Raw genomic sequence first — 15,496 nt, 5'->3', positions numbered from 1 at the left:
AAAATGATCTCTCCCAACACCATACGCACCGTAGCCAAGTACGAAACCAGAACTCTTCTTCGATCCTGGTTTTTTAGAATATTTGCCGGACTCTCCGTCCTGTTTATTGGTATTTTTAATGTTGCAGCATTTGTAGAAAATAGCGGAGCGCCTTGGATCTACCGTGCACTCCCTGCAGCAATTCCTTATGCCAATCTGATCATTCTAAATTTGGGTCAGGCAATTGTTGCCGTATTTTTAGCCTCTGAATTTCTGAAACAAGACAGTAAAAACGATACCGTAGAAGTAATCTATGCGCGATCGATGACCAACAGTGAATATATTCTAGGAAAAACCCTCGGAATTATAAGCGTTTTCGTCATCCTCAATTTTATCATTTTATTAATGGGAATAGGATTCTCCTTTTTAAGTAAGGATTCTTCACAAAGTGCATGGGTAGTATTTTACTATCCACTTTTAATATCAATACCTACCCTCGTTTACATTCTCGGTCTTGCGTTCTTTTTAATGATCATTTTAAAAAACCAAGCCATTACTTTCATCATTCTGTTAGGATACATTGCTCTAAGTATCTTCTACTTAAATACCAAATTCTATCATCTGTTCGATTACATTGCCTACCAGGTGCCAATGATGAATTCGACCATTGGTGGATTTGGAAATTTAAAAGAAGTAGCTATTCACCGGGGAATTTATTTTTTCCTGGGAATCGGCTTTATCCTCTTTACCATATCCAAATTAAATCGCTTGCCTCAATCGAAAAGATTGGTTTCACTTCCCATTTATTTGGCTTTATTCAGTTTTCTGATCGGGGGTTTATTAGCGAAGAAATACATCGATATTAACATCAACAATCAGAAGTTTAAAAACGAAATGATTGCTCTGAATAACAAATATGCAGCATTTCCGAAACCTGAAGTTACCTCCTGCAATATAGATCTTACACATACCAATGAAGAAATAGCTGTACAAGTCAAGCTTGAAATTTGTAATCATTCCGCTTCAGATTTAGACACCCTTCTTTTCAGTTTAAATCCTGATTTAAAAGTAAGAGCTGTTCTTCAGAATGGTAAGAATCTGAATTTTACAAGACAAACTCATCTGCTGAAAATTGTTCCGGGCCAACATTTGCTAAAAAATGAAAGCACAAAATTAGATGTTATTTACAGCGGATCGATAGATGAACGAACTCATTTTTTGGATTTAAATCCTGAATTAACCAAAAACAATTTTACAGCAGAAATGTTTCGCATTCGAAAGCGATTCTCTTACCTGAAAGATGATTTTGTATGTCTCACCAGTGATGCTTTATGGTATCCTATCGCAGGAGTTGGATATGCCTCCGGTAATCCAGCATTACATTCGCCAGATTTCACAAATTTTACTTTAAAAGTTAAAACATCGAATAATCTGATTCCCGTTTCGCAGGGAGAGGTAACAAAAATTAAAGATGGTGTTTTTGCATTTCATCCGGAATCAGCCTTACCCAAAATCAGTCTGCTGATTGGTGATTATCTTCAACACAGCATTCAAGTTGATTCCGTTGAATATTCAATTTACAGCATTCGGGGAAATGAATTTTTCCTGAAGCATTTTGATGTAATACAGGATAGTTTGCCTTCACTAATCAGGGGATTAAAAAATGAGTACGAAACCCAAATAGATCTGGAATATCCGTTCAAACGATTCGCTTTAGCCGAAGTGCCGATTCAATTTGCTTTGGACAAACACATTTGGTCGATAAGCAGTGATGCCGTACAGCCCGAAATTATTTTTTATCCTGAAAAGGGAGTTGCGATGGAAGAAACTGATTTTAAAAAGCGAAAGAACCGATTCGAAAAAAGAATGAAGCGGGATAATGAAGAAGTCTCGGACGAAGAACTGCAGGCTCGCATTTTTAAAAGATTTGTACGTGCAAATTTTATGCCTCCTGCAACAGAATGGTATCAGTTCGATAATGTTGATAGAAATACCTATTCTCCTTTCCCCAACTATTATGGCTACTCAACCCAGATGTATTCGCAGGAATTTCCGGTTCTGAATATTGCATTGGGAGTTTATCTGAAAGAAAAAAATGCCGGTTCTCAATCACAAAACCGTTGGCAATTTGATGGAATCAGTAAAGAAGAGCGCATTAATCTTGAACTAAAGAAAGCATCATTAACAGACATCACAAAATCGGGTATTAAAGCATCCAAAGACGATGACGAACAGATCTACTTAAATGATATTTTCAGAGAAAAAGGAATTCATCTCTTCTCAATTTTTAAAGCCAGATACGGGGAAGACAAGTTTAATTCCCTGCTAAAAAATTATATCGCAGAAAACCAACATCGGAAATTTAGCTTTACCAGTTTTGATAGTCTGCTTATCGCGAACAACGGCGAATCAATTCAAGCCGATGTGAAAAACTGGTATACAACGAACAAATTACCAGGCTTTTTAATTAAAGATCTGCAAACCTACAAGGTGAAAGAAGGCGATCACATTAAATACCAGATTCGATACAAAATCTCCAACCCCGAATCGGTAGATGGAATTATTTCGGTTAGTATCGAATTAAATGATCAAAACCGAAGACGAAACCGAAGAAACCCGGGGGAAGACAAACCGGCTTTTACAAAAACAATTCTTGTGCCGGCGAATTCAGCTCTCGATGTGGGATTTGTATTCCCTTCGCAACCAAGCAGAATGAATGTATCAACACATATCTCAGAGAATCTTCCCAATAGTTTAGTTTATGATTTCAGTTCGTTTGACGAGACTAAAAAAGGCAATTTCTTTAATGATATAAAAGCCTGCGAAGCCTTTGACGGGATTTTAGCCACGAATGAATTTGTAGTTGATAACGAGGATAAAGGCTTTGAATATGTACAGGTTTCGAACAAAAGTTATTTAAAACAATGGATGGATGACAAACGAATTACTGAGCATGAATATTCGAGATTGCGCACGTGGAATCCGCCCAATGAATGGAAAAATGTTTTACGTTCCGGCTTTTTCGGAAAATATGTACGATCTGCATTCTTCACAAAATCCGGACAAGGTGAACGTTCGGCAATTTGGACTGCGGAACTAAAAAACAGCGCACAATACGATGTTTACTGTCATATCGAAAAAATTGAACAATGGGGAAGACGAAGAGGACAACAGAAAAAAACGGATTATAATTTTAAAGTATATCATGAATCAGGAGTTGAAGAAATCAATAAAAGTGATCAGGAACTGGAAAACGGTTGGAATTATCTGGGCACTTTCTTTATCACACCTGAAAATGCAAAAGTAGAACTGAACAACAAATCGGCGGGCTCTTTTCTCTTTGCAGATGCAATTAAATGGGTTGAAAACAAATAAAATATACTAATTATATAAGGCATGATCACAACTATACCACAACAAAAATTGTTACGAATCTTTATCTGTGCCGGAGCAATTCTATTCAGTTCTTTATACTCGCAGGCACAGAAGAATATCACTCTGGATGAGGCTCTGCTCATAGCCTTTGAAAATAGTCCGGACATTAAAAAATCGAGAATAAACATGCAGCAAAACAAAGAACAGCTGAATGCCCAACTGGCCTCTTTACGCTCTCGTTTTTCTTTTGATGTTACTCCTTTATCGTACGACAAAACAGAATCGTACAATGAATATTTTTCCACCTGGAATACTTCTGAAAATAAAAAAGCAAGTGGAACATTTACCGTTTCTCAGCCAATTAAATTAACTGATGGTAGATTGTCCCTGCAAAATGAGTTTGGCTATCAGGACAATTACTCTGAAGCCAGCAGTTCAAATTATGCGGGATACAACAACTCGCTTTACTTGCAATACGATCAGCCACTGTTCACTTTTAATAAAACCAAAATGGATTTGACCCGAAACGAGTTAAATCTTGAAAATGCAACTTTGGCCTACTCCATACAATTACTAAATATGGAAAGGCGGGTAAATCAGGCATTTTATTCCATTTATCAGAAACAAATGGCCTTGAAAATATCGGAGGAAGAGTTTGAAAACCAGAAAGTAAGTAAAGAAATCATTGAAAGTAAAGTTGAAGGTGGCTTGTCTGCGAAAGAAGAACTTTATCAAGCTGAATTAAACTATGCAACCAGTAAATCGAGTCTCGATAATAATCGTGTAGAATTGGAGAATGCCAAAGATGAATTTAAATTTTTGTTGGGAATCTCCCTATACGATGACGTAACTGTAAGTACAGATATCCAATACGTTCCTGTAATTGTAAATCTTGAGAAAGCCATTGAAAACGGGTTGACACAAAGATTGGAATTAACACAAAAAGAAATAGACTTAAACAATGCCAAATTTGATTTGATTCAAACTTCAGCAACCAACGAATTTAAAGGAAATGTGAGTCTTTCGATTGGAATCATGGGAAACAATGAAAATCTGGCCGATGTATACGACAAACCCACCAGAAGTCCACGGGTTGGAATTACTTTTTCTGTTCCAATATTTGATTGGGGAGAAAGAAAAGCACGAATCAGAGCAGCCGAATTGGAAATAGAAAGCCGCGAAATAGATAAAAACAGCCTGCGCGATGACATCACCATCAACATTAGAAAAATATATCGCAATCTTCAAAATTTGATTCAGCAAATCGAAATCTCCAAGCAAAACCAAAAAAATGCAGAACTAACTTATGATATCAATTTAGAAAGATACCGAAACGGTGATTTAACCAGTATCGATTTGGAGCGCTTTCAAAATCAGTTGTCCGAAAAGAAAATGAATCTGGCTAACTCTTTAATCAACTATAAGTTGGAATTGTTGAATTTAAAAATACAATCACTTTGGGATTTTGAAAACGACAGATCCTTTGTGCCACAGGAATTGCAGGAAAATTTGATCATTGAATAAAAAAAACTCAATCATGATATACCATACTAAGTCCACAAACATGAAACGAATCGCATTCTACCTTCTAAGCATTGCAATATTTTCCGCTTGTAACGACAGGGAAACTGATCTAAACAAAGACATCGCAGTTCAGGTATCCGTTCAGGAAATTACATCCAAAAGCATCGAAAAATTCATTAGCACCACAGGAACTGTAAATCCTATAAAAACAGTTGCTATAAAAAGCGAAGTGGCCGGCAAATACCACTTGCAAATCAATCCTGCAACAGGTCGCCAATTTGCCTTGGGCGATTTCGTTAAGGAGGGAACCAATGTAATCGTTCTGGAAGACAAGGAATACGAGAACAACATTAAAATCAAGTCCTTGGAACTTCGTCTGGAGATATCTCAGCAAGTATCCGAAAAGCAACAATCGCTATATGAAAAAGGCGGCGTTACCCTTTCGGAAGTGAAAAACGCAGAAATAGATCTGATGAATGCCAAATATTCTTACGAAGATGCCATATTTCGATTGGCTAAACTAAAGGTGAAAGCTCCATTTTCAGGAATCATTACCAATCTAAACTACTATACTGACAATACACGGGTTGAAGCATCATCGGACATGCTAAGCATCATGGATTACAGCAAACTGCATATGGAAATTAATTTGGCTGAAAAAAACATGACTTCGATCAAAAAAGGACAACCGGTAAACATTATCAACTATACGATTCCCGGTGATACACTAAACGGCGTTCTGGCTCAATTATCGCCGGCTATCGATTCTGAAACCAGATCTTTTAAAGCTGTTATTAATATTAACAACTCTAAACTTTTGCTGCGCCCCGGCATGTTTGCGAAAGCTGAAATTGTAGTTGCAAAAGCCGATTCTACCATTGTGATTCCAAAAGATGTAATTCTAAACAAACAAAAAGGAAACACCGTTTTTGTTGTAAACAAAGGTTTGGCAGAAGAGCGTGTGATTGAATTTGGATTGGAAAATCCTAACGAAGTACAGGTGATTTCCGGATTAGAGAAAAAAGACCGACTGGTAGTAAAAGGCTTTGAAACTCTTCGGAACCGATCAAAAATAAAGGTGGTAAAATAATCGATCTACAAATTTCAATTCACATCCAATACCTGATGGCAAGCTATGCCATTCAATTATAAATTGCTTTCAAAATGAAGAAAATAACTCAATTTTCGGTCAATTATCCGGTAACAGTTTCCATGATTGTAATGGCAATATTACTTTTGGGATACGTGTCGCTCGGCAAATTAAATGTTGACCTGTTCCCGGAAATGAACGCTCCCCGCATATTTGTGGAAATTAAAGCCGGCGAACGTCCTCCGGAAGAGATCGAAAAGCAATTTATTGAAAGCATCGAAGCACAATCCATACGACAAAAAGGGGTGAGTCAGGTTTCATCAGTTTGTATGGTTGGGTCGGCACGGGTAACCGTGGAATATTCCTGGGGGAGTGATATGGATGAAGCTTTTCTGGAATTGCAAAAAGCACTAACAGCTTACAGTCAGAATGCCGAAATTGATGAATTCACCATTACGCAGCACGATCCCAATGCATCTCCCATTCTAATTATCGGAATGCTTCATCCGGAAATTAAAGACATGGATGAGCTGCGAAAAGTGGCTGAAAATTACATTCGTAACGAATTGATTCGTTTGGAAGGAATCGCTGAGGTAGAATTGACCGGAACACAGGAAAAGGAAGTGCGCATCGAAACCAGCCAATACCTTTTGGATGCCCACAAAATAACCATCGATCAGATTGTACAGAAAATAAAAAGTCTGAATCAAAATGTTTCAGGTGGAAGCATTGTTGAGATGGGAACCAAGTACATTATTAAAGGTGCCGGTTTAATCCGAAACATTCAGGAAATTGAAAATATAATTGTCGGAACCAAACAATCCTCGGCCTCATCGTCTGCTCCTGTAAATACTGGCACTCAAGTTTTAGTGAAAGACAAAGTCCCAATTCTTTTAAAAGACGTAGCTAAAGTAAGTTTTGTGGCAAAAAAAGCACAAAATATTGTCCGTATCAATGGCCAAAGATGTATCGGTTTGTCTATTTACAAAGAAACGGGATCGAATACAGTTCAGGCAGTTGAAGATTTCGAAAAAACAATGGTTTCTATCCGTAAAGCCTTGCCTGGATATCAGTTTATCGTGGTTCAAAACCAAGGTCAGTTCATTCAAAAAGCAATTGATGAAGTAGAAGAAACCGCTTTAATTGGCGTCCTCATCGCCATTTTGGTTCTTTTTGTCTTTTTGCGAAGAATAAAGGTGACCGCAATTGTAAGTTTTGCAATTCCTGTCTCCATCATCGCCACCTTTAATCTAATGTATTTTAATGGATTAAGTTTGAATGTAATGACACTGGGCGGTTTGGCATTAGGAGCCGGAATGTTGGTCGACAATGCCATTGTAGTAATCGAAAATATCTTTCGGAAAATGGAGCTTGGGCTCTCGGTGAAAGATGCTGCCATAGAAGGAACTTCGGAAGTTGGAGGTGCAATTGTAGCTTCCACTCTTACCACAATTGTTGTGTTTCTTCCTATTGTATATATGCACGGAGCATCCGGCGCACTTTTTAAAGATCAGGCCTGGACGGTTGCTTTTTCGCTGATAGCCTCTCTTTTTGTTGCAATTTTAATGATTCCCATGTTGTTTCATTATGCCTACAAGGGAAAAGGAAAAAATGTAAAATTCAAATCGGTTAAAATAGGCTGGTACGGAACTTTACTGGCCAATTTACTAAACAAACGAAGCCTGGTAATTGGATCCGCAAGTTTGTTAATTGTACTGACAGGACTTATTTTGCCCTATGTTGGAAATGAATACTTACCCAAAAGCGGAGTCGGCGAATTCAGTCTGGATATTCAATTGAAAGAAGGAACTCAACTGGAAAGAACCTCTCAAACAGTTGAAGCCATCGAATCCATGCTGAAACAATCTATGGGAGATTATTTCGAAACAATATACACTCAAATTGGTCCGGGAAGCAGTTCTGCTGCCGACAAAGCCGTATTTAAAAATGAAAATACCGCCAGCATAAAAATTCGTTTAAAAAGCGAATACACTGCTCAATCGGAAGCAATACTCGAAAACGTAAGTCAATTGGTTGGTGATATTCCCGATACCGAGATATCCATTATCCATGATGAAACGGCTTTACAATCGACCATTGGAACAGAAAGTGCTCCCATTGAAGTTGAGGTAAAAGGAAAAGAAACGAAAGTTCTGGAACAGCTTTCTGCAGAAATTAAAGAACTCCTGACTCAGGTTCCCGATTTGACAAATGTAAAAACCAACATCGAAGAAGGAGCCCCGGAAGTTAATGTGGTGATTGATCGTTACAAAGCAGGTCTTTTTAACCTAAGTACAGAAGGAATTACCAGTCAGCTAAAAGACATTTTGATGGGAAAAGATGCCGGCAAATTCGAACAAGGCGGAGAGATGAATGACATTACCATTCAGATGCCCGAAACAAGTCTGTCTGAATTAAATACACTTCTGTTAAAAAGCGGAGACCAGAAAATTCCACTCTACGAAGTAGCACACATCGAAAAATCCTCTTCTCCAAAACAAATGCTAAGAAGAAATCAGACCAGAATTGGAAAAATCAGTGCCGATATTCGCGGAGAAGTGGCTTTCGATCAGGTTGTCGATAAAATAAACACCAAACTCGCCAATATTGAATTGCCGCAGGGTTATCAGATAAATCTGATTGGCGAAGAACAGAAACGTCAGGAAGCACTTTCCAATTTAAGCTTTGCTTTGATTCTTTCGATCATATTGGTATATATGGTTTTGGCTTCTCAATTCGAATCACTCATTCATCCTTTCACCATTCTGCTCACTATTCCATTGGCTGGAGTTGGTGCCATTTGGGCATTTTTCCTTTTGGGAATGCCTATGAACATCATGGCCTACATTGGTATTATTATGCTGGGAGGAATAGCGGTGAATGATTCCATTATTCTGGTTGATGCAATTAATCAATTTAAAGAGCAGGGGAATTCCTTGCGCGATTCGATAATTATGGCAGGTGAAAACAGAATTCGCCCAATTGTAATGACCAGTATCACAACCATTTTAGCCTTACTTCCACTAACCATTGGATTTGGTGAAAGTGCAGCTTTACGGGCTCCAATGGCAATAGCTGTAATTTCAGGTTTGATCACCTCAACCCTTTTAACACTGGTCGTTATTCCTTGTGTGTACTATATTTTCGATAACATGCAAAGCTATTTTTCGAAATCAGGAAAATAGAACATCAAACAATACAGTGAAATAAACAGATTTAAATAATAATCTGACAGAACATCAATAAACAGGAACAAGCTAACAGCTAATTAAGCTTAGATTATATGAACTTCATTATAAAAAGAAAGGTTTTAATAGCAATGCTCTTCACCGGACTTAGCATGTTGGGATTTTTCTCCTACAAACAATTACCGGTCGAACTGATTCCAAATGCACAGCTTCCTATGTTGTTTGTAGAGGTAGGAACTACTATGGAAGTAGATCCCCGCTATATGGAAAGTGAAGCAATCATTCCTCTGGAAGGAATTGCAGGAGGAATGGAAGGCGTTGAAAAGATAGTCTCTACTGCCGGACAGCAACGAGGAAGTATTGAGATTTCTTTCGAACAGGGAACCAATCTTAAATATGCTTATTTAAAACTTGCTGAAAAAGTAGAAGAAAAGAAAAAAGATCTTCCAAAAGAGTTCAGGGTTCAGGTATTTAAATTCGATATGGAACAACTCAACAACATGTTCATGAATATTCAGGTTCGTGGTAGTGGAGGTGTTGACCGGGTTCGGCAAATTACTGAGAATGAAATCGTCGATAAAATTAAAAATATCGATGGCATAGCCAATGTGGCTCTTTTTGGCGGGCGCGAAAAATCCATTGATATTCTGCTAAGAGATGATGTTTGCAAGAGTTATGGCATCAGTCCGTCGGATGTTCGTTCCGTTCTAAGCAAGAACAGCAACATGCGAAGTTTTGCCGGGAAAGTGATTGAAAATAACAAAATGCACTTTGTGAATGTTGTCTCCGAATTTACTGATATATCAGAATTAAACGAGCTTGTTGTTAAAGAAGCAGGCAATATAAAACTGAAAGATATCGCAGGCATTCGTTTTGGAGTAAAGGAAGAAACCTCATACAGCCGTGTAAACGGAAAAGAAGCAGTAACCCTTCAGCTAACCCGCGATTCTCAATCGAACATCATTGAACTGGCCGACAATGTAATTGCGAAAATTGAAGAAATCAATCAGGAACTGGCAAGCAAAGATATTGCTGTGGTGGTGCAAACCAACACTGCCGAAACCATGAAAACCAATATCGATTTAATTATTGAACTGGCATTAATTGGAGGCCTTCTGGCAATTTTCGTTCTCTGGATATTCCTGAAAAACCTTCGTTTGGTCACCGCAATTGCACTGGCAATACCCATTTCGGTTTACACAGCGTTCAATTTTTTCTATGCTTACGATATCAGCATCAACACACTCACCCTTTTGGGGATGGCACTTGCCATTGGGATGCTTCTCGATAACAGTATTGTGGTGCTCGAAAATATTTACCGTCTGGCTGCCCAAAAGAAAGATCCGGACACGGCAGTTATTCAGGGAACCAAAGAAGTATGGCGATCCATTTTTGCTGCCACACTAACAACAATCACCGTATTCCTGCCTTTTCTGTTTACATCCAATTTCTTTATCGGATTATTGGGCAAGCACATTGGTGTTTCCATTATCTCCACCTTATTGGTATCGCTGGTTGTTGCCCTGCTATTAATTCCCATGATTACCCACACTTTTCTGAAACGAAAAAATGCCGCCCGCGCCGTTAATTTCCAGAATATTTCCCTCCATAACCGATTGGTACAGATTTATCTGGTAACACTTAAATCATGTATGCGGTTTCCGGGAAGAACTATTCTTGGTGCCTTAGGACTATTTTTCATCACCTTACTGATTAGTTTGGGACTAAGCATGATTTCGACAGAAGAAACCGAAACGAAAGATTTAAATCTTTATGTGACTCTTCCGGGCGGAACAACACTCGAAAACACCGATTTATTCATTCGGGAAGTAGAGCAAAAACTAGATTCTGTTCAGGAGAAAAAAGACATCACCAGTCAGGTTTATGAAGAAGAAGCTGTTTTAACAATCACACTACTTGATGATTATCGCGAGAAGCAAAACCTTTCCATTCCCGGCATTAAGAAAAATATTCTGGAACGTTTGGATGATTTGCCACGTGCATCTTTCAGCTGGGATCCTCCGGCTACAGGTCGTCGTTTTGGCGGTGGCGGAGATTTTGGCGGCGACAATCCATTTATGGAAATGTTGGGCATGGGCAGTCAAAAAGAAAAACTGATTATTAAAGGTCAGGATTTTAATAAGATGCTCGACGTATCGGAAGATTTGGAATACTACCTAAATCAATTGACTTCCATTAAAAATATATCGGTTCGAATTCCTGCCAAACGTCCCGAAATGGTCATGGAATTAGACAAACAAATCATGGCAGTATACGATATTCCTGTTACATCGGTATTGTCGGAATTAAATTCCTTTCAGAAAGAATTTTCGAGTGGTGTAAAGTTCAAACAAGGCACCGAAGAGTACGATATTATTATTAAAACACTTGGTGACAATACCGAGCAGCAAACAAGAGATGCAAAAGATCTGCGTAAGCTTACCGTAAGAGGTACACAAGGCGCTGAATTCGAATTGCAAAACATCAGCAATCTAAATTTCACCGACGGATTATCAACGATCAAAAGAACGAATCAGGAAAAACAACTCGAAGTTGAATATCAGTTTATTGATGAAGTGAACGATGAGAAAGACCTCTTAACTGCATCGAGGGTAGAAGTTGATGAACTGGTTGAACGAATGAATATTCCATCGGGAATAGCACTGGAAATTGTTCATGAAGAAGACAATCTGGCTGAATTTGGCTTTCTGTTTCTGATGGCCATCATTCTGATATTTATGATTCTGGCTTCGGTTTTTGAATCGTTCACCATGCCTATTGTAATGATGTTTTCCATTCCTATGGCTGCAATCGGATCGCTGATTGCCTTGATCCTTACCGGAACCTCTCTAATGAACGCCAATGTATTTACCGGACTAATTATTCTTCTGGGGATCGTTGTAAACAACGGAATCATCATGATCGATTATTCAAACGTATTGCAGAAACGCGGCTACAGAGAATCCAGAGCTCTTATTATGGCCGGCCTGGCACGTATCCGCCCTATCCTGATCACAGCTATCACTACCATTATTGCCTTAATGCCACTTGCTCTTGGTCGTGCCGAATATGTAACAACTATTGGAGTTCCTTTCGCCATAACCGTAATTGGCGGGCTAAGCCTCAGTACAATTCTTACCTTGGTTTTTATTCCAACACTATATGCCGGATTGCGAACCAGCTTAAACTGGATACAAAATCAGCCTGTTTGGGTAAAAACTATTCAAATTGCTATTTGGATGATAGGAACCTACTTCATTTACATGGAAGTAGACAGCAAAATTTGGCAGATCATCACATTCCTGATTTTGCTGTTATCGGTACCGGCATGCATCTATTTTATTCAGTCCAGTTTAAGAAAAGCCAACGAAAAGCTAATTGCTCCTGATGACGCTTTACACATCGAAATTAGAAATTTGGTAAAAATTTACGAATGGGATGGTCGATTTATCAGGGAATGGAAATCGGGACTTAAAATTAGAGAGCGATTGGGTTTAAAGGAATCCTATTCATCTATCCGCGATTTTGTGACCTTAATCTGGCAATTGCCTTTGCTTGCTTTCCTGTTCTTTTTCATTTACATCCATCTCGAAAACAAATACTGGTTACTTGGCTTGTCCATACTATTCCAAATTCTGATTTTGAATTTTATGGCTCCCGTTATGGAATACCGTAATCATCTAAAAAAAGAAAGCAGTAAAAAATGGATGCCCCGATTTATTTATGCACTGCATAAAATCATATACTGGTTGTTCCCGGTACCTGTGTTCGTATATTTTTATCAGCAATACGAACTAATCGGACTCATTGCTCCTTTGGCCTTTTTCTGGTATTTGGCTTTACTGATCAAAGTGTCTTCTGATAAAATTTATCATGAAAAAATAAACATCAACCGGGTGAAAGGCCGATTTAGCAGCATCCGCAAATTCTTCTACCGATTTGTTTTAATCATCCCAATAATCGGGAAAAAGAAAATTCCGTTTAAAGCCGTTAAAGGTGTTTCCTTTGATATTAAAAACGGGATGTTCGGATTACTGGGACCCAATGGTGCCGGTAAATCAACCTTGATGAGAATTATTTGCGGTATTCTGGAACAGAGTTACGGGCAAATCACCATTAACGGCATTGATGTTCGCGAAAAGCGTGAAGAACTGCAAGGTTTAATTGGATACCTGCCACAGGAATTCGGTATGTACGAAAACATGAGCGCATGGGATTTCCTGAACTACATGGGAATTCTGAAAAAACTGAATAACAATAAAGAACGAATGGAACGTGTGGAATATGTGCTTAAAGCCGTTCACATGCTCGATCAAAAAGACAATAAGATCGGTTCCTTTTCAGGAGGAATGAAACAAAGAATCGGGATTGCACAGATTCTGCTTCACTTACCAAGAATTTTGGTGGTTGATGAGCCAACCGCCGGACTTGATCCACGCGAGCGAATTCGATTCAGAAACTTGTTGGTAGAACTAAGTCAGGACAGAATCGTGATTTTCTCCACTCACATTATTGAAGATGTAGCCAGTTCGTGTAACCGGGTTGCTGTGATGAAAAAAGGAGAACTAAAATACTTGGGCGAACCGATTCACATGGCAGGTATCGCCGACAAAAAAGTGTGGATGCTGACGGTATCAACCGAAGAGTTTGAAAATTTAAAAACCAAACATGTTATTATTCATCATATGCGCGACAAAGATCAGATTCGGGTTCGCTGTTTGGCCGATGAAAATCCGGGTTACGGAGCGGTAAATACAAAAGCAAATTTAGAAGATGCTTATTTGTGTTTGCTGAACGAAAAGGAAGAAAGGGATTAACCCAAAAGGGAAATGAAGGAATAAATAAAAAAGATTTAACCACGAAGATCACAAAGAAAATGGAAGGTGCACTTTACGGTAAAAAACAATAATCATATGAAACATCCATGCCAAAGCAATTTTGACACACAAGGGGATGATTATTCCAGCATGGTAAGTTCCATGTAGCAATAAAAAACAAACTTAGACACATGAAAGAAAAACTGATACTCACAGCCGATTTTATACGCTACAACATCAAGATTATATTTGCGAATAAATTTATCTATTTTCTGATTGCAGCTTTCGCCTTTTTCCTGATGGTAACCGGTATCATGTTGTTCTCGGATTCGAGTCCCGATGAAGCAGATATTTATAGGAGCTTGATTTTTCCGGGAGTCCTGATCTTATTCTACCCTGTTATCTACAACATACAAAGCGATAAAGATACCCGAATGCTCGAAATTCTGTTTGGAATCCCCAATTACAGATATAAAGTGTATTTGGTGCGCTTTGCACTTAGCTTATTACTTTTGCTCTTAATGATGTGTTTGATGTCGTGGATAACGGTATTTGCAATTATCCGCATATCCGTTTTTCATATGGTTTACCAACTGATGTATTGTCTGCTGTTTTTAGCCAGTCTTGCATTCCTTTTGGCCACTCTAATCAAAAATGCGAGTGGAGCCGCAGTAGTTATGGTAATTATTGGTCTGGCATTTCTGATCCTTGCAGAACCTCTTGCATCCAGCAAATGGAATATATTCCTAAACCCCTTCAATGTTCCGGGTGATATGAGTTACAGCATATGGCAAAACGTGCTTTCTCAAAACCGAATGATGCTGGTAGTTGGTGCGGTCATATCAATTTTATGGAGTTTAATTAATATGCAAAAGCGGGAACGATTTGTATAGGATACCAATCCACTATGAACACAAAGAAAAAAGGCTCAATACACTAAATTATTGAGCCTTTTTCTATTTTATCTGCAAACTATTCAACCTCGCTAAGCTGACTGGCTTTCTGTTTCAGCTCTTTATTCCAACTGTTCAATCCGCCTTTTAAATGCGCGGCTCGGTGATAACCCAGTTTATGCAGGTAGTTTCTTACTTGCTTGCTTCTAAATCCTACATGACAAAAAATCACCATGTCTTTGTCCTTCGGCAAAAGAGGAAGCTTATCCGGTATCTGATTTACAGGAATATGCATGGCATTTTTAATACCCTCCTTCGCCAATTCATGAGGCTCGCGAACATCGATAAGCAAAATATCATTTCGCTTTTCCATCTCGTTCATTAGCTCAAGAGCAGTGTAACTTGTTTTAGGGCCGTTATCATTATTTTTAAAAAAGAACATATGCTTAAATTTTAAATTAAATGTTTATCGTGTCGATGAAATATCAATGTAGATATTATCAACATTAGGTCTAACAAATATAAAAAAATAAGCCACTATCAATCATTTTAAAATAAAAATATGATCGGGCAGAGACTTAAAGTTTGTTAAAAATAAGATTTATGTTCCAGTTATCGATATAATGGCAA

The 15,496-nt window shown here is 38.3% G+C and carries 7 protein-coding genes; 6 read left to right on the top strand and 1 reads right to left on the bottom strand.

Features of this window, described 5'->3' with window-relative positions; genetic code table 11:
- Positions 1–3: 3 nt before the first annotated feature.
- The 6 genes from ACY0M5_RS04045 to ACY0M5_RS04020 all read left to right on the top strand — a co-directional run bounded on the left by ACY0M5_RS04045 (position 4) and on the right by ACY0M5_RS04020 (position 14,866).
- The gene (locus ACY0M5_RS04045) at positions 4–3,354 is read left to right on the top strand and encodes a golvesin C-terminal-like domain-containing protein (protein ID WP_461630882.1); all 3,351 of its coding nucleotides are present in this window, start codon (positions 4–6) and stop codon (positions 3,352–3,354) included.
- A gap of 21 nt (positions 3,355–3,375) precedes the next feature.
- Positions 3,376–4,878 carry a TolC family protein gene (locus ACY0M5_RS04040; RefSeq protein ID WP_461630881.1) on the top strand — a complete coding sequence of 501 codons (1,503 nt, stop codon included), beginning with the start codon at positions 3,376–3,378 and terminating at the stop codon, positions 4,876–4,878.
- A gap of 40 nt (positions 4,879–4,918) precedes the next feature.
- Positions 4,919–5,968, top strand: coding sequence for an efflux RND transporter periplasmic adaptor subunit (locus ACY0M5_RS04035; protein ID WP_461630880.1), 1,050 nt, complete (start codon positions 4,919–4,921; stop codon positions 5,966–5,968).
- Between the two features lie 74 nt (positions 5,969–6,042).
- Positions 6,043–9,153: an efflux RND transporter permease subunit gene (locus tag ACY0M5_RS04030; RefSeq protein WP_461630879.1), complete on the top strand. Its 3,111-nt coding sequence runs from the start codon at positions 6,043–6,045 to the stop codon at positions 9,151–9,153.
- Positions 9,154–9,251: 98 nt separating this feature from the next.
- Positions 9,252–13,973 carry an efflux RND transporter permease subunit gene (locus tag ACY0M5_RS04025; RefSeq protein WP_461630878.1) on the top strand — a complete coding sequence of 1,574 codons (4,722 nt, stop codon included), beginning with the start codon at positions 9,252–9,254 and terminating at the stop codon, positions 13,971–13,973.
- Between the two features lie 191 nt (positions 13,974–14,164).
- Positions 14,165–14,866, top strand: coding sequence for a hypothetical protein (locus ACY0M5_RS04020; protein WP_461630877.1), 702 nt, complete (start codon positions 14,165–14,167; stop codon positions 14,864–14,866).
- A gap of 79 nt (positions 14,867–14,945) precedes the next feature.
- Here the strand turns inward: ACY0M5_RS04020 and ACY0M5_RS04015 are convergent, their stop codons facing one another.
- Positions 14,946–15,308, bottom strand: coding sequence for a rhodanese-like domain-containing protein (locus ACY0M5_RS04015; protein ID WP_101309960.1), 363 nt, complete (start codon positions 15,306–15,308; stop codon positions 14,946–14,948).
- Between the last annotated feature and the right edge of the window lie 188 nt (positions 15,309–15,496).

Origin of the sequence: Labilibaculum euxinicum (assembly GCF_963678175.1) — a bacterium.
GTDB lineage: Bacteria > Bacteroidota > Bacteroidia > Bacteroidales > Marinifilaceae > Labilibaculum > Labilibaculum euxinus.
This window is presented reverse-complemented; position numbering and strand designations above follow the sequence as displayed.

Coding starts and splice junctions, on each gene's coding strand:
- ACY0M5_RS04015 (WP_101309960.1), bottom strand. CDS start 15,308: ATGTTCTTTTTTAAAAATAATGATAACGGCCCTAAAACAAGTTACACT.
- ACY0M5_RS04045 (WP_461630882.1), top strand. CDS start 4: ATGATCTCTCCCAACACCATACGCACCGTAGCCAAGTACGAAACCAGA.
- ACY0M5_RS04040 (WP_461630881.1), top strand. CDS start 3,376: ATGATCACAACTATACCACAACAAAAATTGTTACGAATCTTTATCTGT.
- ACY0M5_RS04030 (WP_461630879.1), top strand. CDS start 6,043: ATGAAGAAAATAACTCAATTTTCGGTCAATTATCCGGTAACAGTTTCC.
- ACY0M5_RS04035 (WP_461630880.1), top strand. CDS start 4,919: ATGAAACGAATCGCATTCTACCTTCTAAGCATTGCAATATTTTCCGCT.
- ACY0M5_RS04020 (WP_461630877.1), top strand. CDS start 14,165: ATGAAAGAAAAACTGATACTCACAGCCGATTTTATACGCTACAACATC.
- ACY0M5_RS04025 (WP_461630878.1), top strand. CDS start 9,252: ATGAACTTCATTATAAAAAGAAAGGTTTTAATAGCAATGCTCTTCACC.